Source organism: Haloarchaeobius caseinilyticus, assembly GCF_051207395.1.
In the GTDB taxonomy this organism is placed as follows: domain Archaea; phylum Halobacteriota; class Halobacteria; order Halobacteriales; family Natrialbaceae; genus Haloarchaeobius.
This window is the reverse complement of the sequence record NZ_JBPJZC010000001.1, coordinates 1,895,868-1,920,082: the sequence shown is the minus strand read 5'-3', so window position 1 is coordinate 1,920,082 and position 24,215 is coordinate 1,895,868. Positions and strand designations below refer to the sequence as shown.

At 65.3% G+C, this 24,215-nt stretch carries 20 protein-coding genes and 1 tRNA gene; 9 read left to right on the top strand and 12 right to left on the bottom strand.

The genetic code is table 11. The features are described 5' to 3' along the window. Positions 1-97 precede the first annotated feature (97 nt). A tRNA-Gln gene (locus tag ACSC1P_RS10025) sits at positions 98-170 on the bottom strand. Positions 171-418: 248 nt separating this feature from the next. On the opposite strand from ACSC1P_RS10025, the gene ACSC1P_RS10020 reads away from it, so the two are divergent. From ACSC1P_RS10020 to ACSC1P_RS10010, 3 genes are all read left to right on the top strand, one after another. Continuing rightward, entirely contained in the window at positions 419-616 is a 198-nt protein-coding gene (locus tag ACSC1P_RS10020) for a hypothetical protein (RefSeq protein ID WP_435360008.1), read from the top strand. Positions 617-655: 39 nt separating this feature from the next. Continuing rightward, positions 656-823 carry a hypothetical protein gene (locus ACSC1P_RS10015; RefSeq protein ID WP_435360007.1) on the top strand — a complete coding sequence of 56 codons (168 nt, stop codon included), beginning with the start codon at positions 656-658 and terminating at the stop codon, positions 821-823. A 66-nt stretch (positions 824-889) separates the two neighbouring features. Then, positions 890-1,612, top strand: a complete 723-nt coding sequence (locus ACSC1P_RS10010) for a sensor domain-containing protein (protein WP_435360006.1) — start codon at positions 890-892, stop codon at positions 1,610-1,612. 116 nt (positions 1,613-1,728) lie between these two features. Here the strand turns inward: ACSC1P_RS10010 and serA are convergent, their stop codons facing one another. Continuing rightward, positions 1,729-3,309 carry a phosphoglycerate dehydrogenase gene (gene serA / locus ACSC1P_RS10005; RefSeq protein ID WP_435360005.1) on the bottom strand — a complete coding sequence of 527 codons (1,581 nt, stop codon included), beginning with the start codon at positions 3,307-3,309 and terminating at the stop codon, positions 1,729-1,731. Positions 3,310-3,485: 176 nt separating this feature from the next. Here serA and ACSC1P_RS10000 point away from each other — a divergent pair, with 176 nt between their 5' ends. Next, positions 3,486-4,127 (top strand): RAD55 family ATPase, encoded by a 642-nt coding sequence (locus ACSC1P_RS10000; protein ID WP_435360004.1) that lies wholly within the window; start codon positions 3,486-3,488, stop codon positions 4,125-4,127. 24 nt (positions 4,128-4,151) lie between these two features. On the opposite strand, the gene ACSC1P_RS09995 is transcribed toward ACSC1P_RS10000, so the two are convergent. Continuing rightward, positions 4,152-4,538 (bottom strand): DUF7522 family protein, encoded by a 387-nt coding sequence (locus ACSC1P_RS09995; RefSeq protein ID WP_435360003.1) that lies wholly within the window; start codon positions 4,536-4,538, stop codon positions 4,152-4,154. Positions 4,539-4,611: 73 nt separating this feature from the next. Next, a complete protein-coding gene (locus tag ACSC1P_RS09990; protein ID WP_435360002.1) occupies positions 4,612-5,676 on the bottom strand; it encodes a PrsW family intramembrane metalloprotease in 1,065 nt (354 codons plus the stop codon). Between the two features lie 213 nt (positions 5,677-5,889). Here ACSC1P_RS09990 and serB point away from each other — a divergent pair, with 213 nt between their 5' ends. After that, positions 5,890-6,525 carry a phosphoserine phosphatase SerB gene (serB, locus tag ACSC1P_RS09985; RefSeq protein ID WP_435360001.1) on the top strand — a complete coding sequence of 212 codons (636 nt, stop codon included), beginning with the start codon at positions 5,890-5,892 and terminating at the stop codon, positions 6,523-6,525. 499 nt (positions 6,526-7,024) lie between these two features. Here the strand turns inward: serB and ACSC1P_RS09980 are convergent, their stop codons facing one another. From ACSC1P_RS09980 to ACSC1P_RS09960, 5 genes are all read right to left on the bottom strand, one after another. Further along, a complete protein-coding gene (locus ACSC1P_RS09980) occupies positions 7,025-8,023 on the bottom strand; it encodes a hypothetical protein (RefSeq protein ID WP_435360000.1) in 999 nt (332 codons plus the stop codon). A gap of 134 nt (positions 8,024-8,157) precedes the next feature. Then, complete coding sequence (locus ACSC1P_RS09975) at positions 8,158-9,399, bottom strand: PKD domain-containing protein (RefSeq protein ID WP_435359999.1); 1,242 nt, start codon at positions 9,397-9,399, stop codon at positions 8,158-8,160. Continuing rightward, the gene (locus ACSC1P_RS09970) at positions 9,386-13,192 is read right to left on the bottom strand and encodes a right-handed parallel beta-helix repeat-containing protein (protein ID WP_435359998.1); all 3,807 of its coding nucleotides are present in this window, start codon (positions 13,190-13,192) and stop codon (positions 9,386-9,388) included. The genes ACSC1P_RS09975 and ACSC1P_RS09970 overlap by 14 nt, the downstream gene beginning before the upstream one ends. A 176-nt stretch (positions 13,193-13,368) precedes the next feature. After that, positions 13,369-14,592 carry a homoserine O-acetyltransferase MetX gene (metX, locus tag ACSC1P_RS09965; protein ID WP_435359997.1) on the bottom strand — a complete coding sequence of 408 codons (1,224 nt, stop codon included), beginning with the start codon at positions 14,590-14,592 and terminating at the stop codon, positions 13,369-13,371. Further along, positions 14,589-15,932, bottom strand: a complete 1,344-nt coding sequence (locus ACSC1P_RS09960; RefSeq protein WP_435359996.1) for an O-acetylhomoserine aminocarboxypropyltransferase/cysteine synthase family protein — start codon at positions 15,930-15,932, stop codon at positions 14,589-14,591. The genes metX and ACSC1P_RS09960 overlap by 4 nt, the downstream gene beginning before the upstream one ends. Positions 15,933-16,435: 503 nt before the next feature. Between ACSC1P_RS09960 and ACSC1P_RS09955 the strand changes: the two genes are divergently transcribed. After that, entirely contained in the window at positions 16,436-16,861 is a 426-nt protein-coding gene (locus ACSC1P_RS09955) for a cupredoxin domain-containing protein (RefSeq protein ID WP_435359995.1), read from the top strand. A gap of 71 nt (positions 16,862-16,932) precedes the next feature. On the opposite strand, the gene ACSC1P_RS09950 is transcribed toward ACSC1P_RS09955, so the two are convergent. Continuing rightward, positions 16,933-18,384, bottom strand: coding sequence for an aldehyde dehydrogenase family protein (locus ACSC1P_RS09950; RefSeq protein WP_435359994.1), 1,452 nt, complete (start codon positions 18,382-18,384; stop codon positions 16,933-16,935). Between the two features lie 135 nt (positions 18,385-18,519). Between ACSC1P_RS09950 and ACSC1P_RS09945 the strand changes: the two genes are divergently transcribed. Further along, the gene (locus ACSC1P_RS09945; protein WP_435359993.1) at positions 18,520-18,924 is read left to right on the top strand and encodes a hypothetical protein; all 405 of its coding nucleotides are present in this window, start codon (positions 18,520-18,522) and stop codon (positions 18,922-18,924) included. 19 nt (positions 18,925-18,943) lie between these two features. On the opposite strand, the gene ACSC1P_RS09940 is transcribed toward ACSC1P_RS09945, so the two are convergent. Together ACSC1P_RS09940 and ACSC1P_RS09935 are read right to left on the bottom strand one after the other, a co-directional pair. Next, complete coding sequence (locus ACSC1P_RS09940) at positions 18,944-20,113, bottom strand: pyridoxal-phosphate-dependent aminotransferase family protein (RefSeq protein WP_435359992.1); 1,170 nt, start codon at positions 20,111-20,113, stop codon at positions 18,944-18,946. 118 nt (positions 20,114-20,231) lie between these two features. After that, positions 20,232-21,125 (bottom strand): universal stress protein, encoded by an 894-nt coding sequence (locus ACSC1P_RS09935; RefSeq protein ID WP_435359991.1) that lies wholly within the window; start codon positions 21,123-21,125, stop codon positions 20,232-20,234. A gap of 146 nt (positions 21,126-21,271) precedes the next feature. Here ACSC1P_RS09935 and ACSC1P_RS09930 point away from each other — a divergent pair, with 146 nt between their 5' ends. Together ACSC1P_RS09930 and ligA are read left to right on the top strand one after the other, a co-directional pair. Continuing rightward, positions 21,272-22,024: an Lrp/AsnC family transcriptional regulator gene (locus tag ACSC1P_RS09930; RefSeq protein ID WP_435359990.1), complete on the top strand. Its 753-nt coding sequence runs from the start codon at positions 21,272-21,274 to the stop codon at positions 22,022-22,024. A gap of 93 nt (positions 22,025-22,117) precedes the next feature. Then, positions 22,118-24,205, top strand: coding sequence for an NAD-dependent DNA ligase LigA (gene ligA, locus ACSC1P_RS09925; protein WP_435359989.1), 2,088 nt, complete (start codon positions 22,118-22,120; stop codon positions 24,203-24,205). Positions 24,206-24,215 lie beyond the last annotated feature (10 nt).

The following is a 24,215-nucleotide window of genomic DNA, read 5'->3' as shown; positions in this document are numbered from 1 at the left end:
TGTTGGTGTCGGCGGAACCCCCTTGTTTCGGGTGGAAAACCAGAGGCGGCGACGCGTCTACGTTCCAGATGAAACGGCAAACCGGGAAGAATCGTAGTAGTTCCACCAGGATTCGAACCTGGGTCGTTGCCCCCAGAAGGCAACAGGATTGGCCACTACCCCATGGAACTGCTGTGTCGACCGGGACTCGCGTCGTCCCGAATCCATCGTAGTCTATTGCGCTTGGATATTTGAGTGTTGCGAATCGGTGGATGAGTGTGAGGCCCTCGCATCCACTTGATTTCTCCGTAGATTACGTAATCAGCCGACGACTCCAGCGACGAGTGACTGGTGCGAGACGTCGATTCGTCGGCCGCACCCGTGCGGATGAGTTGGCTGGTCCAAAAGACGTATTATTTTCCATATAAAATCCGAGAGCATGGTCCACTGTCCCGAGTGCGAGAGTACACTCGAAGACGAATCCGACGTGGCGTTCACCGAGTCGGCCGCGAAACTCGGCTTCATCCGGTCCTCGAAGCGGTTCTACGTCGTGACCTGTGCCGACTGCGGCGCGACACTCGGCAGCGGTGTCGCCGGTGCGAAGGCGAACGGCGGCGCAGGTGCGGGTGGTGCCTGAGGAACAAGACATATGACACACCAGTCAGAACCCCGACCCATGGCACACTGCCCCGAATGCGAGGAAACGCTCGCCGAAGAGACGGACGTCGAGTTCGTCGAGATGGACTCCAGTTTCGGTTTCTTCAAGGCTTCGAAGCGGTTCTACCTCGTCGCGTGCAACCACTGCGGTGCCGCCATCGGGAGCGGCGTCGCGGCCGCGAAGTAAGACCGCAGTGTCTCTCTGACCTATTGCTAATTTTATTATTGTAGGCTGAGAATCGGCTAGCCGACGATGCACCCAAACGAGTCCACCGCAGCGACGGACAGCATCACCAGCGGCGTCGTACAGTTCGTCGCGGCACCGTTCCGGCGGCAGACGTACAAGAACCTGCTGTACCTCGCGCTCGCGTTCCCGCTCGGACTCGCGTACTTCGTGGGACTCGTCGTGGGCGGGTCGGTCGGTGGGGCACTCCTGATAACCATCGTCGGGTTGCCCATCCTGCTGGTGACCATCGCCGCCGCGACCGTCGCCGCCGGGTTCGAGGCGAAACTGGCGACCCACCTCGGCGGTGTCGACGCGCAAGTGCCGTCGTTCCTCCGGGAGTTCGACGCGCGTGACGAGTTGTCGATGCCGGGCAACGGTTTCGTCGACGCCGTCAAGCGACTGCTGACCGCACCGACGACGTGGACGAGCGTCGTCCTCCTGCTCGCGAAGTTCGTCTTCGGCATCGCCGCGTTCGTCGCCCTCGTCTTCTGTGGGGCCGTCTCGGTGGTGCTGCTCGGCGCGCCGTTCATCTACGACGACCCGAACGTCGAAATCGGACTGGTGGCCGACAGCACCGTCGGCGAATACACCATCGGCCCGTGGCTCGTCGACACGCTGCCGGAAGCACTCGCCGTCGCCGGTGTCGGCGTCGTGTTCGTCTTCGTCGCGTTGAACCTGCTGAACCTGCTCGCACTGTTGCACGCGACGTACACGGCCTCGATTCTCCGGGTCGGTAACGACCCGCGATAGTCGAAGAGAACGAGTCGCGCCGACTCTCGGGACACACAGTTGTTCGTTGTTCCACCCGAAACAGACGGGTTACTGCTGGTCGGTTCGGAATGAAAAACGAATCGCTGTGCCGAAAATCAGTCGTTGAGGACGATCTGGCGAATCTCGATGATGCGGTCGTCGTCGTACAGTTGCTGAATCGCCTCCTCGGGAATCTCGCTGTCGACGTTGTACACCGTGAGTGCCTCGCCCCCGATGGCCTCACGAGCGTTGAACATCCCCGCGATGTTCACGTCGTACTCGCCCATGACGGTCCCGATGAGGCCGATGACACCGGGCGCGTCGGCGTTGCGTGCGACGACCATCCGACCGTGTGGGATGGCGTCGACGCGGTAGCCGTCGACGCGGACGATGCGCGGGTCGTCGCCCGCGAACAGCGTTCCACAGACCGACACTTCCTCCTCGCCGTCGTCGACCTTGACGGTCACGAGGCTCTGGAAGTCCTCTGCCGAGCGGGTCTTCGACTCGACGACTTCGACGCCGCGCTCTTCCGCGATGCGCGGCGCGTTGACCGCGTTGACCTGCCATTCGAGGGGTTCGAACACACCCTTGAGCGCGCTAGCCGTCACGAGGTCCACGTCTTCGGCGGCGATGTCGCCCTGATAGACGACTTCGACTTTCTCGATGCGGTCGCCGAGCAACTGGGCGGCGACCTTGCCGGCGGTGTCGGCCAGTTCGATGTACGGCTCGATACGCGGGAACGCCGCCTCGTCGATAGAGGGCGCGTTCAGCGCGTTCATGACTGGTTCGCCGGCGAACGCGGCGGCGACCTGTTCGGCCGTCGAGACGGCGACGTTCTCCTGTGCCGCCTCGGTACTCGCGCCGAGGTGCGGCGTGACGACCACGTCCTCCACGTCGAGCAGCGGGTTGTCCTCCGACACCGGCTCCTCTGCGAACACGTCGACTGCGGCCCCAGCGAGCACGTCGTCTTCGACGGCGCGAGCGAGTGCCGCTTCGTCGACGACGCCACCGCGGGCGCAGTTGACGACGTAGCCGCCGTCGAGTTTGGCGAGTTCGTCGTCGGAGATCATGTCCGCCGTCTCGTCCGTGAGCGGGACGTGGACGGTGAGGAAGTCGGCGCGCTCCAGACACTCGTCGATGTCGACGAGTTCCGCGCCGAGCTGGTCGGCGCGCTCCTCGGAGATGTACGGGTCGTACGCGACGAGGTCCATGCCTAACGAATGGAACTTCTTCGCGACCTCCTGGCCGACGCGGCCGAGGCCGACGACGCCGAGGGTCTTCCCGTTGACCTCTGCACCGAGGTAGTCGCTCTTGGCCCACTCGCCCGCCTTGAGGCGAGCGTGTGCCTGCGGGATGGAGCGCGCCGCGGCGAACGCCATCGCCACCGTGTGCTCGGACGCGGCCCGGACGTTGCCCTCGGGTGCGTTCGCCACGATGACGCCGTGGTCGGTCGCCGCGTCGATGTCGATGTTGTCGACACCGATACCGGCGCGCCCGACGATGACGAGTTCGTCTGCCGCCTCGAACACCTCGCGCGACACGTCGGTCCCGGAGCGAACGATGAGCCCGTTCGCGTCCGCGACTGCTTCGAGGAGGTCTGCACCCTCCACGTCGTACGCCGTCTCGACCTCGTGGCCCGCATCTCGGAGTACCGCCAGCCCCGCGTCCGCGATGGGGTCGGTCACGAGTACCTTCATGCGCGAGGCAACCACCTCGGCGGTGAAAACGCTTCCTGTGGCGGTGGATATTCGTCGTGTGAGAGTCTGTACCACGAATCGGGTGGGTATCACGAACGCCCGAATCACGGGCCACCGCCATCCCGTCGGCAGGCGGTTCCTTGATTATCCCTGCTTCCCAAGCGTCGCGTATCTGCATGGCACAGGCCGAGTCCGTGTTCGACGGTGCGTCGATTCCGCCCGGGACGAATCTCCTCGTCGCCGGCCCCGCGATGACCGGCAAGCGCCGGCTCATGTACGAGTTGCTCGCCGACGCGGGCGGCGGCACCGACGCCACCGCGCTCGTCACGACCCGCAAGAGCGCGGACACGGTCGCCCGCGAATACCGCAAAATCGACCCGGACGCCGAGCGACTCGGTATCGTCGACTGCGTCAGCCGACAGCGTGGCTTCGACGCGAACCAGGATACGGCCGACCGCCGGTACGTCTCGAACGCGGGCGACCTCACCGGTATCGGTATCCGCACCTCGGAGTTCATGCGCCAGTTCCACACCGACGAGAGCATCGAGGCTGCCGGTGTCGGTCTGCACACCTCCTCGACCGTGATGATGTACGCCGACTTCCGGCGCGTCTTCCAGTTCCTCCACGTCCTCACCGGGCGCATCGAAGCCACGGGCTACACCGGTATCTTCGTCGTCGACACGCCGACCGCCGACACCTCGCTCGCGATGCTCACCCAGCCGTTCGACGGCCTAATCGAGGTACGTGAGAACGAGGGTGAGCGACAACTGCGAGTGAAAGGTGTCGAGGTCGGACCACGCCGCTGGACTGAATTCTGAGTCGACCGAGAGATACGGACGATTTCAGGCGTCCAAAAAGTCGAGTGTCGTATCGACCAGTGGCGACGCCTGCCGGTCGAAGACGACGACCACGCCGGACCACTCGCCGTCCGGGAACACCGCGACAACGACCTCGTCGAAGAACCGAAGCGTCGCCCCGAGCGTGCCGAAGTCAGAAAGCGTCGCCTCGGTCGGTGCATCGCCGAGTCCCTTCATCGTGAGCGTCTTCACGCGCTCGTTCAGTTCGTCCTCGGTGAAGCGCTCGCGGATGTCCTCGCGGACGTGGATGACCTCACGAGTTTCGCCCTCGTAGTGGACGACCAGTCGCAGCGCCGCGTCGGTCTCGTCGTCGAGTCGTTCCACGAGGTTTCGGAGGTCTGTGTCCTGTACCTCGTCGAGTGTGTCCTCCATCGACGGCACCTTTCGAGGGCGGGGGCTTAAGGCTAGGTCGGTCGCCACGAACCGGCCGCTTCAGGCCGTCCGCTCAGGTTGGCCGTCCAGCGTCGCGGTCGGGCGTCGGCGGTGGTGCTGCACCACGCTGGGTCGCTGCCCGGTACGCCTCGCGGTAGGTCGCCAGTTTCCGGTAGAGGACGTAGCCCAGCGCGCCGTCGTAGACGATGGTCAAAAGGGACGCGCCGAAGTCACCGAGCCCGAACATTCTGGGCACTGCGTCCACCACGAACACGTTGAACGTCGCGTGGACGACGACGACGACGAGCAGGCCCTTCAGGACGATAGCGGCGGCGTGTTCTCGGTTGAACCGCGCGAGCCCGAGGTAGAACCCGGCGAACGCGGAGTAGATGACGTGGCCGGGCGCGCTCAGGGCACGCTGAACCGCCACGTCACCGAGGACGAACGAGAGGTCGACGTAGGGTGCGTACCGAAGGGTGGACAGTGCCTCCTGGAGGATGTACCCCAGATTTTCGTACGAGGCGAACGCCAAGCCGGCGACCGCCCCGTAGACAGCACCGTCGACGACCCGTGTAAAGAGGCGGTCGTCGGTGTAGGCGTATAGCCGCACCGCGAGGAGTTTCGCTACTTCTTCGCCGGGTGCGACGATGCAGAACATGAACAGAATCGTCCCGACCACTGGCACGAGCGAGAGCGGCTGAAACGTCGTGTTCCAGATACCGGCGACGACCGTCCCGACGATGCCGAGGCCGAAGGTAACGACGAGCGGTTCGAGCGGGAGCTGTGGACTGGCGAACGCGTACCAGATGTACACCGTGATGACGAGCGCGGCGAGTATCGAAACCAGTGCGTAGCGCACGATGCCCGGCACGAAGAACAGCACGACGACCGTGACGAGGACCGAGAGCGCGACGAGCGCGAACAACAGCAAGAAGACGACGAGCGTCCAATATTCGCGGAGCAAGCCTTCGGCCCGCAGTGCGACGTGGTCGAGCGTCGTCCGTGGCTCCCACGTCGACACCTCGTACAAATCGCGTTCGTCGGCGAGTACGCGTGTCGGTTCGTTCTCCGGCGTGGTGTCCGAGACCGACCAGTGGACGATTCGGTGTAGTGTCTGGTTCAACCTACTGAGACTCATCTCCTCCCCCCTCGCGGCCGCCGCCGACCCCGACGACCGCCGGGACCACGTTCTCGCCGAATCGTACGCGACTGAGCGAGATAACGGCTCGTAACACCCACTCGGGGAGAGTCTTCAGCCGAGTGGCGTGCGGCGAGTGAGGCCATGTGGCTGTCACCCCGAAAACTAGCCGTCACCGGACCTTTGATACCGGCCCGCGACGCACGCTCGGGCATGACACTCGTCGCGTTCGACTTCGACGGCACGCTCTCGGACTCCGAGATGACGGTGTTGCTCGGCAAGCGAAAGGACGTCGCCGACCAGATGGAGACCATCACCCAGCGGGCGATGAACGACGAAATCGGCTACGCCGAGAGCCTCCGCCAGCGTGCGGGCCTGCTCGAAGGCCTCTCGAAGGCCGACGCCGAAGCCGCCTTCGGCGAGGTTCGCCTGCGCGAGGACGCCGCCGACCTCATCCGCGCACTGAACCAGAACGGCGTCACGACGGCCATCTTCACGGGCGGCTTCCAGCGCGGCGTCGAACTCGCACTCGAACGCGAGAACGTGAGCGTCGACGCCATCGTCTCGAACCGACTCCCGATGGAAGACGGCGCACTGACCGGCGGCGTCGAAGGGCCGCTCATCGAGGGCACCAAGGACGACGCGCTGCGGAACTACGCCGCAGAGATGGCCGTCGATATGAAAGACACCGTGGCCGTCGGCGACGGCGCGAACGACCTGCCGATGCTCGAAGTCGCTGGCCTCGCGGTCGGCTTCGACCCGAAACCGGCGGTCGGCCCGTCGTGTGACGTGACGGTGAAGACGATGGCGGAGTTGACCGAACTGTTCGAAGAGAAGGGCGTCCTCTAGGGATTTTCGGTAGCTTACACTACGAGATAGAACAAGAGGGCGACACTGGTACCGAGGATAAAGAGCCAGACAAGCCACCTGAGACCATCTCCACTGTTTTGCGATGGAAGTGAGACCTCTGATGGGTCGAAGTACGGATTTATCGTCGACGCATTACACTCGTCGCAAGTGAACGGTTTTCGGTCGTGGATATGGCTACATTTCGTACACTGCCACTTTCCAGACGACGAACGCTGCTCCCGTTTCGACCGTCTGTCGCGCCCAGCTGTGCGTCGGTACTGGACCAGTACTGTTCGTCCACAGTTAGAACAGCTCTCAGGGTTTGATTTGTGGACCTCGTTACACGACTCGCACTTCCACCGGAGTCTTGACTTCCGGAATCCGTCGAGAAGCCCCATATGGTGTCAACAAAATATTATTATTGAACCATAGCTGTTCGGGCTATTGCGCCAGTCTGCCCAATACGCGAATCTCTGGCTCCAACTGTGTCGAGTGCGCTCTACAACTCCAGCGCGTCGAACATCGTGTACGGCACGATGAAGCCCAGACAGTAGCCGAGGAAGTGCGAGTACTGGTTGACGACGGTCCCTTCCTGCACTGGTGGCGCAGAGAACGTCATCACCGCGACGCCGACGAACACCACGAGCGAGATGCCCGCGATTTCCACGTAGCCGGGCGTTTCGATGGCGTTCGACAGTCGGCCCGGGAGTTCGGGCGAGCGCCCGAAGACGAGCGCGCCGACGTAGGCGACGAGGCCGAGTGTGGCGACGGCGACACCGGCCATCGTGAGCGGCGTCGGCGGCATCACGATGCTACCGATGACGACCGCGCCGAGGAAGAACAGTACCGGGGCGCGCTGGGTGCTGAACGTCGCTGGCAGTCGGTCGTGGAGGTAGGCGAACAGCGCCCACGGGAGCAAGCCGACGAAGGCCATCCCGATGCCCGAAAAGCCGACGCCGACGGTCGGCCGGGCGAGCGCCACGTTCAGGCCGGAGAGAACCCACGGGAACACCAGCAAGTAGGTAAAGAGCGACAGTCTGAAGGCTCGTTTTCGCCCCGCGATTGCACACAAAAGGTACGACAGCGGGCCGACCATGAGGTACAGCCCGAGGTTCGACGCGAGGTGCCACCCGGAGAGGTGGACGTAGTGCGAGGCGAACATGCCGACGAGCGACGGGTTCGCGTGGTCCAGCGCGAGGCCGAGACGCATCTCGGGCGGGAGCGCGTAGACGACCCAGAGGACGGCCGGCACGCTGGCGAGTGCCAGCAGGTCGCTGACGGGCGCGTGGCCGCCGAGGCGTCGGTCGTCCGTCGGTGACCGTTCAGTCGTGGAAGAATGCTCGGTCGTGGTCGACTGCTCGCTCGGTTGGGGCCGGGCGGTTGGGGTAGGGTGAGCAGTCGGGACCACCGCCGACGAGTCTGACCGCTCTGCCGATGTGGTCGCGCTCGCGCGGTCCGCGTCGTCGCTTCCACGCGGCTGGTCTGCGGTCGTCTCCATGAGTCGGCGCGGCTGGTGAGAGCCGAACTATCGAAGACGACGCGGCCCCCACAGATGACTCTCCGGACGAGTTCAGTGACCGTATCGAGTCTCGATACCTGCCGAAAGAATAACTCCGGGTGCCGGACCGACGTTCAGCCCCAGCGGACCAGCAGCGCGGCGACGCCTGCTGCGGCCGCGAGGAGGCCGACGAGTCCGATCTGCCAGAGGTCGAGACCGCCGCCGGTCTCGGTGATAGCCTGCTGGCTGTCACCCGGCCCCGAATCCGCGGGCCGCTCAGTCCCGGTCACGACGGTCGGTTCGTCCGTCGTGGACGGAGTCGTCCCCGGTCCGTCGTCAGTGCCGGGGTCGGCCGTCGTCGTGTCGGGCATCGTCGTCTCCGTCCCCGACACCGTCACCGTGTCCCAGCGCAACCCATCACCGCTGATGGTGTGCTCGCCTGGGTCCTCGAAGCTGAAGGTGAACTCGGCGGATCGCTGCTGACCGGGGTACAGCGTCATCGAGACGGCCTCTAGCTCCTCGTCGTCGATCCACAGTTCCGGCGACACCTCCGCGGCCTCGCTGGTCGGGTTGGCGGCGACGACGGTCAGCGTCAGTTGCTGCCCGACCGTCGGCGTCGAGTCCGACAGCGTCCAGTTCTTGACGCCGGCGTAGCCACCGTCGTCGCTGCCGCCCTGTCCGCCACCACCGCCACCGCCGCCTGCGCTTCCGCCCGAGGACGAGCCGGAGACGGAAACCGTGGTCGCGGTCGTCGCGGTCTGGCCGGCGAGGTCAGTGACGGTGAGCGTCACGTCGTACTCGCCGGATTCGCCGAAGGCGTGCGTGACGGACTCGCCGGCGAGCGTCTGCCCGTCGACGGTCCACTCGTAGCCGGCGATGCCGGTGTCGTCGCTCGACCCGCTGGCGTCGAACGACACCGACTGGTTCACACTGGCGTTCCCGGGAACGGCCGCGGTGGCCGTCGGTGCAGCCGTGTCCGAGAGGTCGACATCGACCTCGCGGTGGTCACCCGACTCCCACGTCGTCGTGGTGTCGGCCGGAGCACCGGCGACACGGAAGCTGACGGTCGCGCCAGCGTCCTCGCTCTTGTCGCCCGAGACCTCCAGTTTCTCGTCGAACGAGCCGGCACCGCCGTAGGTGCCGTCCTCGCCGGTCGTGACACTGCCACGAACCTCCCCGTCGACCACGGCGACCAGTTCGACACCCGCAGGCGCGGGCTGGCCGTTCACGAGCACCTGACCGTAGTACGCCGCCGGCGTGTCCGGCGGTGCGGTTGTCGCGGCGTTCGCGGTGCCGGCCAGTCCGGCGACCGGCGCGAGCGTGCACAGCACGACCAGTGCCACGGCGAGTGTGGCGACGCGCTTACTCGTCGTCATCGTCTTTGAGGAGTTCGTACAGGTCGTCTGCCGTGACGCCCTCGTAGGCGTTCATCGCCAGGCTTCCGTCCTCGTTAGCGTACACCCAGTAGCCGGTGAACGCGCTCACGTTCTCGCCCGCCGAGGACGTGAACTCCACACGGTCGAAGTCGTCCGGACTGCTGATGGGCAGCCCAGTCGGGTCGGCGTACACGTCGATGACGCGCGAGATGTCGGCAGTCGAGGCACCGAGTGCCGGACCGACGTCACCGCCCTGCGGGGCTGCGACGAAGTTCCAGCCAGCGTGGAGTTCACGCTCGCCCGGTGCGCCGGGCGTGGTGCCCGCGTTCTCGAACGAGACCGTCACGCTGGTCTCCTCCTCGGCGACGACGACCATCGCATCGAGCGCGCCGATGTCGTCGCCAGCCTCGGGTCGCGCCCACGTGTCGTTCGCTGCGTCGTACGCCCAGACCACGCCGTCGAAGTCACCGAACGCCTCGCCGACGGTCGTGTCGACGGGGCCGGGGAAGCCGACCGCGTGCGGCTGGCCGTCACCGGGGACGGTCAGCGAGATGGCGAACTCCTGTGCGTTCGGAGCCGCGGTCTTCGCGTCCTCGAAGCTCGTGTAGGCGACACCATCAGCGACGACCGGCATGCCGGTCAGTGCGCCGATCTCCGCGCTGGAGAGTTCCGAGATGGGCGTTCCCTCGATGCTTGCGTTCCACAGGTCGAACGAACCGGAGATACCGGACTCGTCCGCGTTCGGGCGCACGTCCACGATAGTCGGGACGTGGTCCGAGAAGTCGACCGCACCACCGTTCTGGAAGTCGGCCGAGGCGTTGGCACCCCACAGCACGAGTCCGTACTCGCAGCCGTCGATGGTGGTGCCGCCCGTGACGTTCACGTGCGCAACGTCGGTCGAGCTGTCCGTCTCGTCGACCGCGATGGAGTCGTTGACGAGGATGCCCGTGTTCAGCGCGTCGATGGTGACGCCGTCGATGGTGACGTACGAGCCGTCCGCGTCGCCGAATCGGTTGTAGTTACGCGCGATGACACCAGTCTCCACGTCCGTGATGGACCCGCCGGAGACGGTCACGTCGGCGGATTTCTCCGTGTTCCACGCGACGATACCTTCCTCGGTGCCCGCGATGTCGTTGCCGGTGACCGTCGCGTCCACACCGAGCGAGGACAGTTCGATACCGGTCCGGCCAGTGCCGTTGGCCAGCGGCCCGATGTCGTTGTCGACGATGCTGAACTCGCTCGCCTGGCTGTACTGCAGGTTGTGGTAGATGCCGATCGCTTCCGCGCTGATGTCGTTGTTCGCGATGCGTGCCGGGCCACCCGCCTTGTGGTAGTTCCCGGTTTGGATACCGGCACCGACGCCCGTGACGACGTTGTCCGTGACGTCTGCGTAGGCGTTGTTGTACAGGAGGATGCCGACCATGTCGACGTTTTCGACCAGGTTGTCGTCGACGACGTTCCCGTTCGAGACGCCGCTGTTCCCGTTGTACAGCATGACGCCGTACCACTGCACGTTCCGGACCACGTTATCCTCGACGGTGAGGTTGAGGTCCTGCTGTGCGTCCTGGTAGTACCAGATTGCGCTCCCTGCGTCCGCGTCGACACCGCCGACGTCCACGCCGCTCGTGACGGCGGGGTTGTTCCCGTCGAAGGTGAGACCGCGGACGGTCACGTCGGTCGCCGTCACGTCGACGACGACGGACTGGTTCTTGTCCTCGGGGACGAGAACCGCTTCAGTATCGCGCGTCGCGTTGCCGTGCGTGCCCGCGTTCGGGCCTTCGATAGTGAGCGACTTGTCGACGGTCACGTTCGTCGGGTAGGTACCCGGTGCGAGCGTGATGGTCGCGCTCTCGTTGGCCATCTCGACGGCCGAGTCGAGGTCGCCCCAGACGTACGAGCCGGGGTGCGGCGTCGTCGCGTCGGAGACGTCGATGTGGCCGTCGAAGTCGTTGTTCGCGAGCAGGTCGGACGCGAGCGCGTCGGTCTGCTCGTGGAAGTGCAGGTCGTTGTTCTGGAACGTGTTTCCAGAGGCGTCGACCTCGGACGCGTCGGTCACCCAGTTCGCGTAGCCGATGTTCGAGTTCTGGATAATGTTGTCAGCGATGGTCACGGCCGTCGAGTTCCATTGGACCGCGAGGCCGTACGTGTCGCTCTCGATGGTGTTGTTCTCGATGGTCAGTCCATCGAGCGTCGCCGGCGGAGCGTGGTCGTACGACGGCGGCTGCGGCTGGACGTACAGCGCAGGTGCCCAGCTGGAACCGGACTTCGAGACGTCGGAACCGCGGATAGCGACGTTCTCGTAGCTGCCGTTCTTCAGGTTGATGTTGAACCCGTACTCACTGCCGGCCACGGTGACGCCGTCGAACGTTGCGTCCGAGAGCGTCTCCACGTAGACCGCCTGCGAGCGCGAGGCCTGACCGGCGGCCTCACCGTTGTCGACGAACGTCGCGCCGGTCACGTCGAGACCGTCGAGGACGCCCGTCTTCCCGTTCGTGGTGAACTCGATGCCGAAGTAGCCGTTCCGGTCGAACTGCCCACCGTCGATGGTCAGGTCACGGACCTGCGCCGTCGAGGCGAAGTCGAGCCCGGCACCGCCGTTCGACAGGCCGTTCTCGCTGAAGTTCACGTCCGTGAACGTCACGTCGGACGCGTCGGCCGCGTTCCAGAACGAGAACCCGTTGTTGTTCCCGGTCGCTGTGACGTTCGTCACCGTGATGTCTGCGACCTCGCTGTCCACGAGGAGCCCCTGCGACGCACCCGTGACCGTCAGGTCCTGCACCGTGACGTTCGACGAGGCGAGCGTGATGCCGGCCGTCGCGCCGTTCGCGTCGACCGTCGCGTCGCCCTCGCCGACGACCGTCACCGGCTCGTCGAGGACCATCGGTCCGACCGCCCCGGAGACAGTGATGGTGTCACCCGCGCTGGCCGCGTCCGCGGCGGCCTGCGCCGAGTGGTAATACGTGCCGTTCGCGCTGACGCTGCGGTCGTACACGTGCCCCGTCTGCTGCACGTCGACAGCCCCGACACCGGGGTTGGTGTCGAGAATGTCGGTGACTGCGGCGGCCTCGCTGCCACCGTCAGTCGGTGTGACGCCGTAGAAGCGGATACCCGGAACGCTGTCGGTCGCGCCCGTGACGGAGACGTCGGAGAATGTCACGTCGGTCGTGCCGAGTCCGACGCCCTCAGTCGTGGCGTCAGTGACAGTGAGTCCGTCGACGGTTGCGTTGGTTCCAGCAGTCAGCGAGACGCCGACTGCGCCGCCGTCCGTGGAAACGTCCTCGATGGTGAGTCCTTCGACGTCGTCACCGTTGACCGAGTCGCCCTGTGCCTGCACGCCGGTCGTGCCGACCGAAATCGTCAGGTCGCACAGGTGCACGTCGTCGGCACGGACCTCCACACCGAGCGTCGCGCTCCCGGAGAGCGTGAGTCCGTCGACGGTCGCACCCGTCGGGTCGCCCCCGTTTCGCTGTTCGATCTGGATGACGGCAGCGCCGTCGCCCGTGACGGTCGGGTTCGCACCCGACGCCGCCTTCACGGTGATGTCCTTGTTCAGAAGGAAACTGTCGTACGTCCCATCCTCGACGAGGATAGTGTCGCCGGGGGACGCGTTGTCGACTGCAGCCTGAATGGTGGTGTAGTCACCGTTCCCGCCTGCGTCGACCGTAATCACGTCGCCTGCACCTGTCGCTGCCGCGGGACCAGTGGCGGCCGCGACGGTGAGTGCGAGTGTTAGTAGTAGTATTGCTGTCGATACCCCAGACTGTCGGTGGCCCCAACCACCCTTCGTTACCATTACTCCGAACTAACAAATTCAACTATCCGATAATTATCTATTCCATGAATACCCAACGAGCCAGAAGTCTTTAATATTCGAGATGGATTCCGAAAATAATCACCAGTAGCGCTTTTATGTGGAGTTAGTACAATTCTGCACCGCTCACGAACTCCGTGCGTGGCGAGAGGGACTGGTCACGAGAACAGACTCGTATGCACCGGTGCGTGGACGTCTTCTGCCTCGCGTTCGACAGTATCGGTCACCGCCTGCCCGCTCACACCACGGGCGAGGAAGTCCCTGACTGGCGGGCCGACCCGGTCCGGTTCGACGAGGAACGCGTCGTGTCCGTGGTCGGAGTCGACGACGTGGTGCGCCACGGTTGCGTCGGCGTCGCGGGCCGCGCCGGCCAGGGATTCCGCCTGTTCGGTCGTGAAGTGCCAGTCGCCGGTGAAGGAGACGAGCAGGAGTTCGCCCTCGAACGCGCCGAGGGCGGCCGCATCGGACTCGTAGCCGGCGGCCATGTCGTAGTCGTCCATCGCGCGGGTCAGGTAGAGGTAGCTGTTCGCGTCGAACCGGTCGACGAAGTTCTCGGCGTTGTAGTCGAGGTAGGACTCCACGTCGCGGTACGGGAAGAACGCGCCCGCCGGGTCGGTGGCGGGGCGGCCCTGTCCGCGGCCCGCGGCGCGACGGCCGAACTTCTGGTCCATCGAATCCTTCGAGAGGTACATCACGTGGCCGATACGGCGGGCTTGCGCGAGGCCGTCGTCCGGATCGGCGTGGTCCTCACCGTAGTAGTGGCCGCCGTCCCAGTTCGGGTCGGTCGTGATGGCTCGGCGGGCGACCGTATCCAGTGCGAGACACTGCGTGTCGAGTCGGGGTGCACTGGCGACCGCAGCGACGCGATGCACGTCGTCGGGATAGCGAACCGCCCAGTCGAGGGCGTTCATTCCCCCGACGGAGCCACCGACGACGGCATGGAGGCGACCGACGCCGAGGTCGTCCAGCAAGCGACGCTGAGCGCGGGTCCAGTCGCCGACCGTGACCGGTGGGAAGTCGGTCCCCCACGGGTCGCCGTCGGGTCCCTCGCTGGCCGGGCCGGACGACCCGTAACAGGAACCGGGGACGTTCGCGCAGACGACGTAGTGCTCGGTCGTGTCGATTGCCTTGCCCGGACCGACCACGTCGGCCCACCAGGCGCGGGCCTGTCCGGCCGTGCCGTTACTCCCGCCGTCGCCACCGCGAGAGGTGCGGCGCGCGACGTGTTGGCTGCCGGTCAGGGCGTGACAGACCAGCACCGCGTTCGAGCCGTCGAACTCGCCGTAGGTTTCGTAGGCGACTTCGAGACTCGGGATGGACTCGCCACACTCGAACGTGAACTCGCCCAACTCGGCCGTGCCGCGCTCGGATTCGACCGTCATCGGTCTGTCTCACCTGTGCCAGTGTCGGTCGTTCCTGCGCCGGTCGTCGCTGACCCAGTCGTCGCCGCCTCGATGGCCGCCTCCACGTCGCGCAGGATGTCTGCCGGGTCCTCGATACCGACCGAGAACCGGAGCATGTCCGGCCGGACGCCCGCGGCGCGCTGTTCTTCCTCGGAGAGTTGCGCGTGCGTCGTACTCGCCGGGTGGATGACGAGCGACTTCGCGTCGCCGATGTTGGCGAGGAAAGACGTGATTTCGACGTTCTCGCAGAATCGTTTCCCGGCTTCGAACCCGTCTTCGAGACCGAACGCAATCATGCCGCCGTAGCCCGCGAGGTACTCGCTCGCGTTCTCGTGCGTCGGATGGTCGGCGAGGCCGGGGTAGGTGACCCACGCGACTTCGTCGTGGTCGGCCAGATGTTCGGCGACGATGGTCGCGTTCTCGCAGTGGCGCGTCATGCGCAGCCCGAGCGTTTCGAGGCCCTGCAGGGTCTGCCACGCGTCGAACGGCGACTGCTGATTGCCGAGCGCGCGCAGCGCCCGGTAGCGGACCGCGGCGGCGACCGGTGCGTCGTAGGTCGAGAAGTCGACGCCCTGGTACGCCGGGTTCTCGCCGCCGACTTCGGGGTAGTCCTCCGCGTGAGCCCCCCAGTCGAAGGTGCCGCCGTCGACGACGACGCCGCCGACGGTCGTGCCGGAGCCGTGGAGCCACTTCGTCGTGGACTCCCAGACGATGTCGGCACCGTGTTCGATGGGGTGACAGAGCGCGGGGGTGGCGAACGTGTTGTCGACCACGAGTGGCGCGCCCGCCTCGTGTGCGATGTCGGCGACGCGTTCGAAATCTGCGGTGACGAGCGACGGGTTGCCGATGCTCTCGACATGGACGTAGGCGGTGTTCTCGTCGACGGCCTCTTCGTACGCCTCGTAGTCCAGCGTCTCGACGAAGCGGGCCTCGATACCGCGGCGTGAAGCCGCCTTCGAGAGGTACGACGTGGTCCCGCCGTAGGTGTCCGTCGAGCAGACGACGTTGTCTCCTGCTTCGGCGAGAACGAACGTCAGACCGTCGAGCGCGGCCATTCCGCTCGCGGTGGCGACCGCCCCGGGCGCGTCGTGGAGCGCGGCGAGTCGCTTCTCCAGCGTCTCGACGGTCGGATTCGAGATGCGCGAGTAGACGTGGTCCTCGCGGTCGAGCGCGTAGCGGGCGGCCGCGTCGTCCGCGTCCGGGAACACGTACGACGTGGTCTGGTAGAGCGGCGGGGCTCGCGCCCCTGTCGCTGGGTCCGGTTCCTGTCCGGCGTGGACCGTGCGCGTGTCGAATCGAGAATCGGCGAAGTTAGTCATGTACAAGAAGCATAATCGCGGGGATTTCTATAACCAGCAGTTACGGCAATATTCGTCGCAACCGAACGTCGATGCTGGCGACTGCCCGCGTACCGTCGCTCTAGCGTCGTCGTGTTCGAGTGCTATGGGTAGAGGAAAGGGCCGCAGAGGCAGCAGAGGGTCACGCGACGGCCAGGTGGTGGGTGCCAGACGATGGGTAGGGCCGTCGCGTGCTCCGGTTGGGCGACCGGAGGTGTCAGTGGGGCTTCGGTGGGGCCGCGACGAGGGAGATGGCACGGCACGTGGTGACATCAGGGTGTCACGGCCCGCGTTCGAAGCGAGTCACCACACGGGCAAAGAGGCCCGACCCGATTCCCAAAATCTTGGAACGGTGGCTAGCGTGATACCACGGGACACACAGACGCAGAGAACGACCATCTGCGCCGGGACGACCGTTCTCACCAGCGACCGGCGACCTTCGAACCGACAGAGAACTTATTTGACCTCGGTGAGAGGTGTCACCGATGCCCTCCAAACTGACACGCCGTGACGCGCTCCGCGTCGGCGGCACGTGCTGTACGACTGGACTCGTCGCCGTCGCTGGCTGTCTCGGCGGTGGCGACGACGACGGCGAAACGACTTCCTTCACGCTCGCGACTCCTGGGAGTGCGTGGGTCGGCGTCGCGCCGGACTCGATTGCCGAAGAGAAGAACCCCACACTGCACCTCACTGCCGGGACGGAGTACGAACTTCGGTGGGAGAACCGCGACGGGGCACCCCACAACATCGTCGTCTTGGACGGCGACGGGAACCAACTCGAACGAACGGAGCTGTTCGCGTCGGAAGGCGAGGAACAGACGTTGACGTTCACCGCGACGGAAGAGATGGCCACCTACGCCTGTCAGCTTCACGAGTACACCAGCGAAGGCGAAATCGTCGTCGAAGCGTAGGATAGCGACAGCACAGAACTGGCTGCGGCTGCAACCGGCCGCGGCCACGCCCGCGCTGGTCACTTCGCTCGTTACTTTAGGTTGACGTTGACGTTCTTGACCTGCGTGTACTCGCGAATGGCTTCCTCGCCCTGCTCGCGGCCGTTGCCGGACTGCTTGTAGCCGCCGAACGGCGTCTGCGGGAAGGTGACCGGATACTCGTTGATGGAGACCATCCCGTAGTCGAGGGTCTCGGCGAGGCGGTGGCCGCGCGAGATGTCCTTCGTCCAGATACCCGCCATCAAGCCGTACGGCGAGTCGTTCGCCACTTCCAGTGCCTCCTCCTCGTCGGCGACTTCGATGACCGAGAGGACGGGACCGAATATCTCCTCTCGCGCGACGGTCATGTCGTTGGTCACGTCGGTGAGGACGGTGGGTTCGAAGAAGTGACCCGTCTCCTTGTCGTCTGGGCGGCCGCCACCGGCGGCGACGGTCGCACCCTCCTCCTTCGCGCTCTCGACGTAGGACGCGACGGTGTCGAACTGGTCGGCAGAGACGAGCGGGCCCATCCGGCCGTCGTCGTCGATACCGGACCCGAGCGGCATCGATTCGGCCATGCCGACCACCTGCTCGACGACGTCGTCGTGCACGTCCTCGTGGACGACGAGTCGGGAGCCAGCCCAGCACATCTGGCCGCAGTTCATGAAGATGCCGTTGCGGATGCCGGCCGCCGCGGAGTCGAGGTCGGCGTCGGGGAAGACCAACTGGGGGCCTTTTCCGCCGAGTTCGAGCGTGACGCCCGTGACGTTCTCCGCCGCGGACTCCATCACGCGCTTGCCGATTTCCGTACTGCCGGTGAAGGCGACGTGTTCTACCGCTTCGTGCGTCGTCAGCGCGTCACCGGCCTCGCTGCCGCGGCCAGGCACGACGTTCATCACGCCGTCGGGCAGCCCCGCCTGCTCGGCCGCCTTCGCGTAGTACAGCGCGGACAGCGGCGTCTGGCTGGACGGCTTCAAGATACAGGTGTTCCCGCAAGCCAGCGCGGGGGCGAGCGAGCGACCCGCAAGCTGGAACGGGTAGTTCCACGGCGAGACGTGCGCAGTGACGCCCAGCGGTTCGCGTCGCGTGTAATTCAGGCGCGGGCCGTCGACCGGCACCGTCGAGCCAGTCACTTTGTCGGTCCAGCCGGCGTAGTATCGGAACGTGTTCACGACCATTCCCACGTCCATCGACGCCTCGAACGGCGTCTTGCCGTTGTCGTGGGACTCGACGAGGACGATTTCGTCTTTCATCTCCTCGATGGCGTCGGCCATCGCGTCGAGCTTTCGACCGCGCTCGCCCGGTCCCATGCGTCGCCACTCCGAATCGCGGGCCGCTGCGCGCTCTGCGGCCTCGACAGCACGGTCTACATCGTCGCGGCCAGCGCAGGCGACTGCCGAATACTGGTCTTCTGTCGCCGGGTCGTACGTCTCGATGGTCTCACCGGACTCGGCGTCGGTCCACTCGCCGTCGATGAAAAGCTGTGTCGGGCCGTCGTAGGACATGTTCGTGACTTCGGGCGCAACTGGATTAGTTTTACTGGATGGCAAGTAATGGCACATCAGTAATTGAAAATAGTTACTTCTTTCAGAAGCAACCCGACCGCTATCGTTACGTTTCAGTCCGTCGTCTCGTTCGTGATGACAACGGGTGCCCACGTGACGGCGGATTTCCGATGCTCGGCCTGTGCCGGCCGGGTCGGCGTGACGAGTCGGACCTGTATCCACTGCGACGCCGACCTGCGTGAGTCGACGCCTGCGACGAGTGCCGACGAGAACTCTGGTGGCGACGACGACCTCGAAAGCGCACTTGCGAGTACCACCGACAGCCCGATTCGGAACGCGGCCGGTCGCGGCCTGCAACTGCTGGCGCTCCTCGTCGCGCTGTTTCCGCTGACGCAGACGCTACCGCTGTTGGTCGACGGAATACTGGCTGGTGACGCCGTTTTGGCCCTATTCGCCGTCCTCGACGTGCTTACGTTCGAACTCGTCGCCGCGTTCGTCTGGGTCCCGCTGTTGCTCGTCGGCGCGTGGGTCCGCCGGTAAAAAATCGAATCTCGACTACTTACTCCAGTTCGGCTTCGGCGGCACCGACGCCGTCCTCGATAGCCACGTCGACACCGGCTTCTGCCATCGCCTCGCCGACCGTCCGCACGCCGCGGATAATCTGGTCACTCGTCAGGTTGCCCATGTTCGAGACGCGGAAGATGTCGCCGCCGAGGTGGGCCTGGCCGCCGGAGATGGAGACGTTGCGCTCGCCCACGGCGTCGAAGAACACGTCGGGGTCCTCACGGACTTTGTCGGGGAGCGTGACCGCGGTGAGCGTGTTCGAGTACTCGCTCGGCCCGTCGATGTCCGCGAAGAGGTCGAGGCCCATCTCGGTGAAGCCTCTTCTGAAGGCCCGCGACTGGGCGCGGTGGCGCTCGATTCGTTCGGGCATCCCCTCCTCCTCTATCTGTTCGACCGCCACGGCGAGTGCCCGGAACAGCGGCACGGCGCTCGTGAACGGTGTCTGGTGCGAGTCGGCCTTGCGCAGGTGCCAGTCGAGGTCCTCGTAGAACGGCGCGCTCTCGCCGTCGATGGCGTCTTTCACGCCGTCGGTGACGAACATCGCGGAGGTGCCCGGCGGCGCGGCGAGCGCCTTCTGGGCGTCCGTGACCGCGATATCGACGTTCCACTCGTCGAGCAGGAACTCGTCGCCACCGATGCTCGTGACGCCGTCGACGACGAAGTGCGCGTCCGCGGCCGTCGTGAGTTCGCCGACCGCTTCGACCGGGTTGAGGACGCCGGTCGAGGTCTCGTTGTGGACCATCGTGACGAGGTCCGTCGACTCCGAGACCGCGGCCTCCACGTCGTCTACATCGAACGATTCGCCCCAGTCGACCGAGACGCGCGTCACGTCGCAGTAGCGTTCTGCGATGCGCGCGAAGCGGCGACCGAACTTCCCGTTGACGAGCGAGACGACTTCGCTGTCCTCGTCGACGAGGTTGGCGACTGCCGCTTCCATCCCCATCGTCGCCGTCCCGTTCAGAATCAGGGACGTTCCTCCGACCGACGAGGACGACCCGGAGCGAGACGACTCCGTGAAGATGTAGTCGAGACCGTCCTGTGCACGCTCGTACACCGCTTCGAACTCTGCGCTGCGGTGCGAGACCATCGGCTCGTCCATCGCTTTCCTGACCGCTTCCGTCACCGGAACCGGGCCAGGGTTGAGCAGGAGGAACTCCTCTGCCATGTTCGACGCTTCTCTCGGCCGTGGCTTAAGCCTCGCGGGAAGATGCAAGAGTCGCCGGTCTCGGCACTGCTGTGCCAGTCCGCTCAGTCGTCAGCCATCAATCGTCAGTTGACAGTCGTCAGTCGTACCATCGACGGACGCCCCGCGGCTGCCACACGGTGACGACCGGTGAATCGGCCTCGGCACGGATTTCTGCGGTCTGCGAGCCGAAGACGAACCGCCGGAGCCGACTGGTCTCTGGTGCCCCGACGACGGTCAGGTCGTAGTAGCGCGACTGTTCGACGATGCTCCCAGCCACGTCAGCCGTCTCGCACAGCCAGGTGTCGACCCGGTCGAGGCCCGAAAGTCGTTCTTCCGCCGCGGTCAGGTAACGGTCGGCACACTCTCGTGTGCGGTCGCTTGCGTCGGGGTCCACCACGTGATACAGGTCGACCCACGCGTCGTGCGTCACCGCCAGTGCGCCGGCCACGTCGACCGCCAGCCCGGAGTGCTGGCCGCCAGCGACCGGCACGAGGATAGAAGCGAGGTCACCCACCGACCCGGCGCCGTTCGTCACGACCACGTCACAGGGGACGGTTCGCGCGAGTCGGTCGGTCACGTCACCGAACAGGCGTTCGAGCACCGACTGTGACGGCGATGCGTCGAGCACGACGGTCGACGCGCCCACCCGATCGACCGCGCGTTCGACTGCCGAGACGAGGCTCGGGCCAGACGACGTCACCTGCGTGACGGTCACGTCCACGCGCTCGTCGGCGATGCGTTGCTCCCGATGCACCTGCCCACCTCGTGGCTCGTCCGGCAGTGGCCAGCCGAGGGGTGCCCCCTCAGGCGTGACGACCGGTCGACAGACGGCGAGGTCTGTGTCGCGGCTCTCGGCCATCGCTGCGGCGAGGTCCACGCTTCGTGTCGCTTCGGACTCGCCAGGGCGAACGACGAGCACCGGCCCTGTCCCACCTGTTTCGTCGCTCACGGACGAGACCCAACTGACCGTGGGCGCGAGCGAGTCTGTCATACGTGCGTCGGACGTTCTCTTCAAAGATAAATTTACCGTGGAATGTTGCGGATTGTATAATTTCAGCATTTCTGAATTGTGGACCGCACAACAGGTCTGTGACCGACAATGCAAGCCGTTTACTCCCGCCCGGCCGAACGACTCCCATGAGCAAACGACTCGACGAGGTGGACCGGCGCATCGTCTACCGCCTGATGGGCGACGCCCGGAACACGTCGGCACCGGACATCGCGGCCGAGGTCGACGTGTCGCCGGGCACGATTCGAAACCGAATCGAACAGCTCGAACACCACGGCGTCATCACGGGCTACCACGCCGCGGTGGACTTCGAGGCCGCCGACGGGCGACTGACGAACCTCTTCATCTGTACTGCCCCCGTCCCCGAACAGGAGAAGCTCTCCGCGGAAGTGCGCCAGATTCCCGGCGTCGTGAACGTGCGCGAACTCCTCTCCGGCCAGCGCAACCTCCACGTCGTCGCCATCGCCACCGACATGGACGACGTGACGCGAATCGGGCGCGCACTCGCCTCGCTCGGCCTCGAAATCGAAGACGAGTCGCTCATGCACCGCGAACACGCCCAGCCGTACTCTCCGTTCGGGCCTGAAGACCACCAACTACACTCGCTAACCGACTTCATCAATCTCGCGGGCGAGGCAGAAGTCGTCGAACTCGCCGTCGTCGAAGATTCGGCCGTTGCCGGACTGACGCTGTCTGAGGCGAACGACTCGGGCCTCATCGACCCGGAGACGCTCGTCATCGCCGTGGAACGCGATGGGCGCATCCTCACGCCGAAGGGCGACACGACCATCGAACCGAACGACCTCGTCACCGTCTTCTCGCAGGCTGGGGTCTCGGACGACCTGACGCGGCAGTTCACGGCGAAAGCGGAAGAACACTGAGTCGCCATCGGGCCGGTATCGACTCTTCTCGTCTCTCACTTGCGCAGCGAATAACGACTACTAAGACGGTCCCACTCTGACTCTCGCCCACGAATGAGCGAGGCCGAACTCGCGGACAATCCGTACGTCGAGGACCCGCCGACGGCGTTCGAACCGGTGGACGAACTGACCGCCATCGACGCCACTGTGCAGGCGAAGGAACTACGCGACGCAATCCGGTACCACGACCGGCGGTACTACACCGACGCAGACCCGGTGATTCCGGACCGGACGTACGATGCACTGTTCGCCAGACTGCAGGAACTCGAAGCCGCCTTCGACCTCCAGACCGAGGACTCGCCGACCCGTCGTGTCGGCGGCGAACCGGTCGACCACTTCGAGACGGTCGAACACGTCGCGCCGATGCTCTCCATCGACCAGTCCGGCGACGCCGAAGACGTGCGCGAGTTCGATACTCGGGTCCGAAACCGGGTCGGTGAGGTCTCCTACGTCTGCGAACCGAAGTTCGACGGCATTTCGCTCGAAGTCATCTACGAGGACGGCCGCCTCACCCGTGCCGCGACCCGCGGCGACGGCGAAGAAGGCGACGACGTGACCAGAAACGCCCGGACCATCGGCGCGATTCCGCAACTGCTCCGCGGCGACTACCCCGACTTTCTCGCGGTTCGCGGCGAAGTGTACATGCCGAAAGACGCCTTCCAAGCGTACAACAAAGAGCGCGTCGAGCGCGGCGAGGAGCCATTCGCGAACCCGCGAAACGCTACCGCTGGAACCATTCGCCAGCAGGACCCGAGCGTCGTCGCGGAGCGACCCCTCTCCATCTTCTTCTTCGACGTGCTGGAGTCCTCCGAACCGTGGGAGAAACACTCCGACGCACTCGAATCGTTCCCCGGCATGGGCCTCCCACTGAACGACCGCGTCGAAACCGACTGCGACATCGAGAACGCCATCGACTACCGGAACCGGATGCTGGAAGCCAGAGACGACCTCGACTACGACATCGACGGCGTGGTCATCAAAGTCGACGACGTGGCGACGCAGGAAGAACTCGGCAATACGGCGCGCTCCTCGCGCTGGGCCTTCGCGTACAAGTTCCCCGCCCGCAACGAGGTAACGCGCATCGCCAACATCGCGGTCCAGGTCGGTCGCACTGGCAGATTGACGCCGGTCGCACTGCTCGAACCGGTCGACGTGGGCGGCGTGACGGTCTCACGGGCCAGCCTCCACAACTTCGACGAAATCGCCGAGAAGGACGTGAACGTCGGCGACGAGGTCCGCGTCCAGCGCGCTGGCGACGTGATTCCGTACGTCGAGGAGGTCGTCGAGAAGCACTCGGAAGGCCACTACGACTGTCCCGAGACGTGCCCTGTCTGTGACAGCGCGGTCGAACGCGAAGGCCCGATGGCGTTCTGTACCGGCGGGATGGGCTGTCCGATGCAACTCCAGCGTTCGGTCGGCTTCTACTGCTCCGACACCGGTCTCGACATCGAAGGCGTCGGCGAGGAGACGGTCAAGCAGTTCGTGGATGCCGGACTGGTCTCGGACTCGATGGCCGACCTGTACGAGATTTCGAAGGAGGACCTGCTCGAACTGGAGGGCTGGGGCGAGAAGAGCGCGGACAACCTGCTCTCGGAACTGGAAGCGTCGAAGACGCCCGAACTCCCCGACTTCCTCGCCGCCCTCGGCATCCACAAGGTCGGCCCCGAGACGGCGAAGGCACTCGCCGACGAGTTCGAGACGTTAGAGAATCTGCGTGAGGTCGCCGAGGAAGGCGACGCAGAACGCCTACGCGAAATCGACGACGTGGGTCCCATCGTCGCCGACACCATCGTCGACTTCTTCCAGAGCGAGGCCGCGAGTCGGCAACTCGACCGACTGCTCGAACACGTCACGCCGCAGGAGTACGTGGTCGAAGGCGGCGACGAACTCGACGGGCTGACGTTCGTCTTCACTGGCTCGCTCTCCGAATCCAGAAGCGCGTTTCAGGACCTCGTGGAGCGCCACGGGGCCAGCGCGACGAGTTCCGTCTCGGGCAACACGGACTACCTCGTCATCGGCGACAACCCGGGACAGTCGAAGCGCGACGACGCCGACGCGAACGACGTGCTGACTATCGGTGAAGACGAACTGCGTGAGGTGCTGGAAGAGTACGGCGTTACCGAGTGGGTCGGCGAAGCATAATCAGCAAGCG

What these genes read in the sequence shown, in the direction of transcription:
- ACSC1P_RS10020 (WP_435360008.1), top strand. Translation starts at nt 419, where the DNA reads ATGGTCCACTGTCCCGAGTGCGAGAGTACACTCGAAGACGAATCCGAC.
- ACSC1P_RS10015 (WP_435360007.1), top strand. Translation starts at nt 656, where the DNA reads ATGGCACACTGCCCCGAATGCGAGGAAACGCTCGCCGAAGAGACGGAC.
- ACSC1P_RS10010 (WP_435360006.1), top strand. Translation starts at nt 890, where the DNA reads ATGCACCCAAACGAGTCCACCGCAGCGACGGACAGCATCACCAGCGGC.
- serA (WP_435360005.1), bottom strand. Translation starts at nt 3,309, where the DNA reads ATGAAGGTACTCGTGACCGACCCCATCGCGGACGCGGGGCTGGCGGTA.
- ACSC1P_RS10000 (WP_435360004.1), top strand. Translation starts at nt 3,486, where the DNA reads ATGGCACAGGCCGAGTCCGTGTTCGACGGTGCGTCGATTCCGCCCGGG.
- ACSC1P_RS09995 (WP_435360003.1), bottom strand. Translation starts at nt 4,538, where the DNA reads ATGGAGGACACACTCGACGAGGTACAGGACACAGACCTCCGAAACCTC.
- ACSC1P_RS09990 (WP_435360002.1), bottom strand. Translation starts at nt 5,676, where the DNA reads ATGAGTCTCAGTAGGTTGAACCAGACACTACACCGAATCGTCCACTGG.
- serB (WP_435360001.1), top strand. Translation starts at nt 5,890, where the DNA reads ATGACACTCGTCGCGTTCGACTTCGACGGCACGCTCTCGGACTCCGAG.
- ACSC1P_RS09980 (WP_435360000.1), bottom strand. Translation starts at nt 8,023, where the DNA reads ATGGAGACGACCGCAGACCAGCCGCGTGGAAGCGACGACGCGGACCGC.
- ACSC1P_RS09975 (WP_435359999.1), bottom strand. Translation starts at nt 9,399, where the DNA reads ATGACGACGAGTAAGCGCGTCGCCACACTCGCCGTGGCACTGGTCGTG.
- ACSC1P_RS09970 (WP_435359998.1), bottom strand. Translation starts at nt 13,192, where the DNA reads ATGGTAACGAAGGGTGGTTGGGGCCACCGACAGTCTGGGGTATCGACA.
- metX (WP_435359997.1), bottom strand. Translation starts at nt 14,592, where the DNA reads ATGACGGTCGAATCCGAGCGCGGCACGGCCGAGTTGGGCGAGTTCACG.
- ACSC1P_RS09960 (WP_435359996.1), bottom strand. Translation starts at nt 15,932, where the DNA reads ATGACTAACTTCGCCGATTCTCGATTCGACACGCGCACGGTCCACGCC.
- ACSC1P_RS09955 (WP_435359995.1), top strand. Translation starts at nt 16,436, where the DNA reads ATGCCCTCCAAACTGACACGCCGTGACGCGCTCCGCGTCGGCGGCACG.
- ACSC1P_RS09950 (WP_435359994.1), bottom strand. Translation starts at nt 18,384, where the DNA reads ATGTCCTACGACGGCCCGACACAGCTTTTCATCGACGGCGAGTGGACC.
- ACSC1P_RS09945 (WP_435359993.1), top strand. Translation starts at nt 18,520, where the DNA reads ATGACAACGGGTGCCCACGTGACGGCGGATTTCCGATGCTCGGCCTGT.
- ACSC1P_RS09940 (WP_435359992.1), bottom strand. Translation starts at nt 20,113, where the DNA reads ATGGCAGAGGAGTTCCTCCTGCTCAACCCTGGCCCGGTTCCGGTGACG.
- ACSC1P_RS09935 (WP_435359991.1), bottom strand. Translation starts at nt 21,125, where the DNA reads ATGACAGACTCGCTCGCGCCCACGGTCAGTTGGGTCTCGTCCGTGAGC.
- ACSC1P_RS09930 (WP_435359990.1), top strand. Translation starts at nt 21,272, where the DNA reads ATGAGCAAACGACTCGACGAGGTGGACCGGCGCATCGTCTACCGCCTG.
- ligA (WP_435359989.1), top strand. Translation starts at nt 22,118, where the DNA reads ATGAGCGAGGCCGAACTCGCGGACAATCCGTACGTCGAGGACCCGCCG.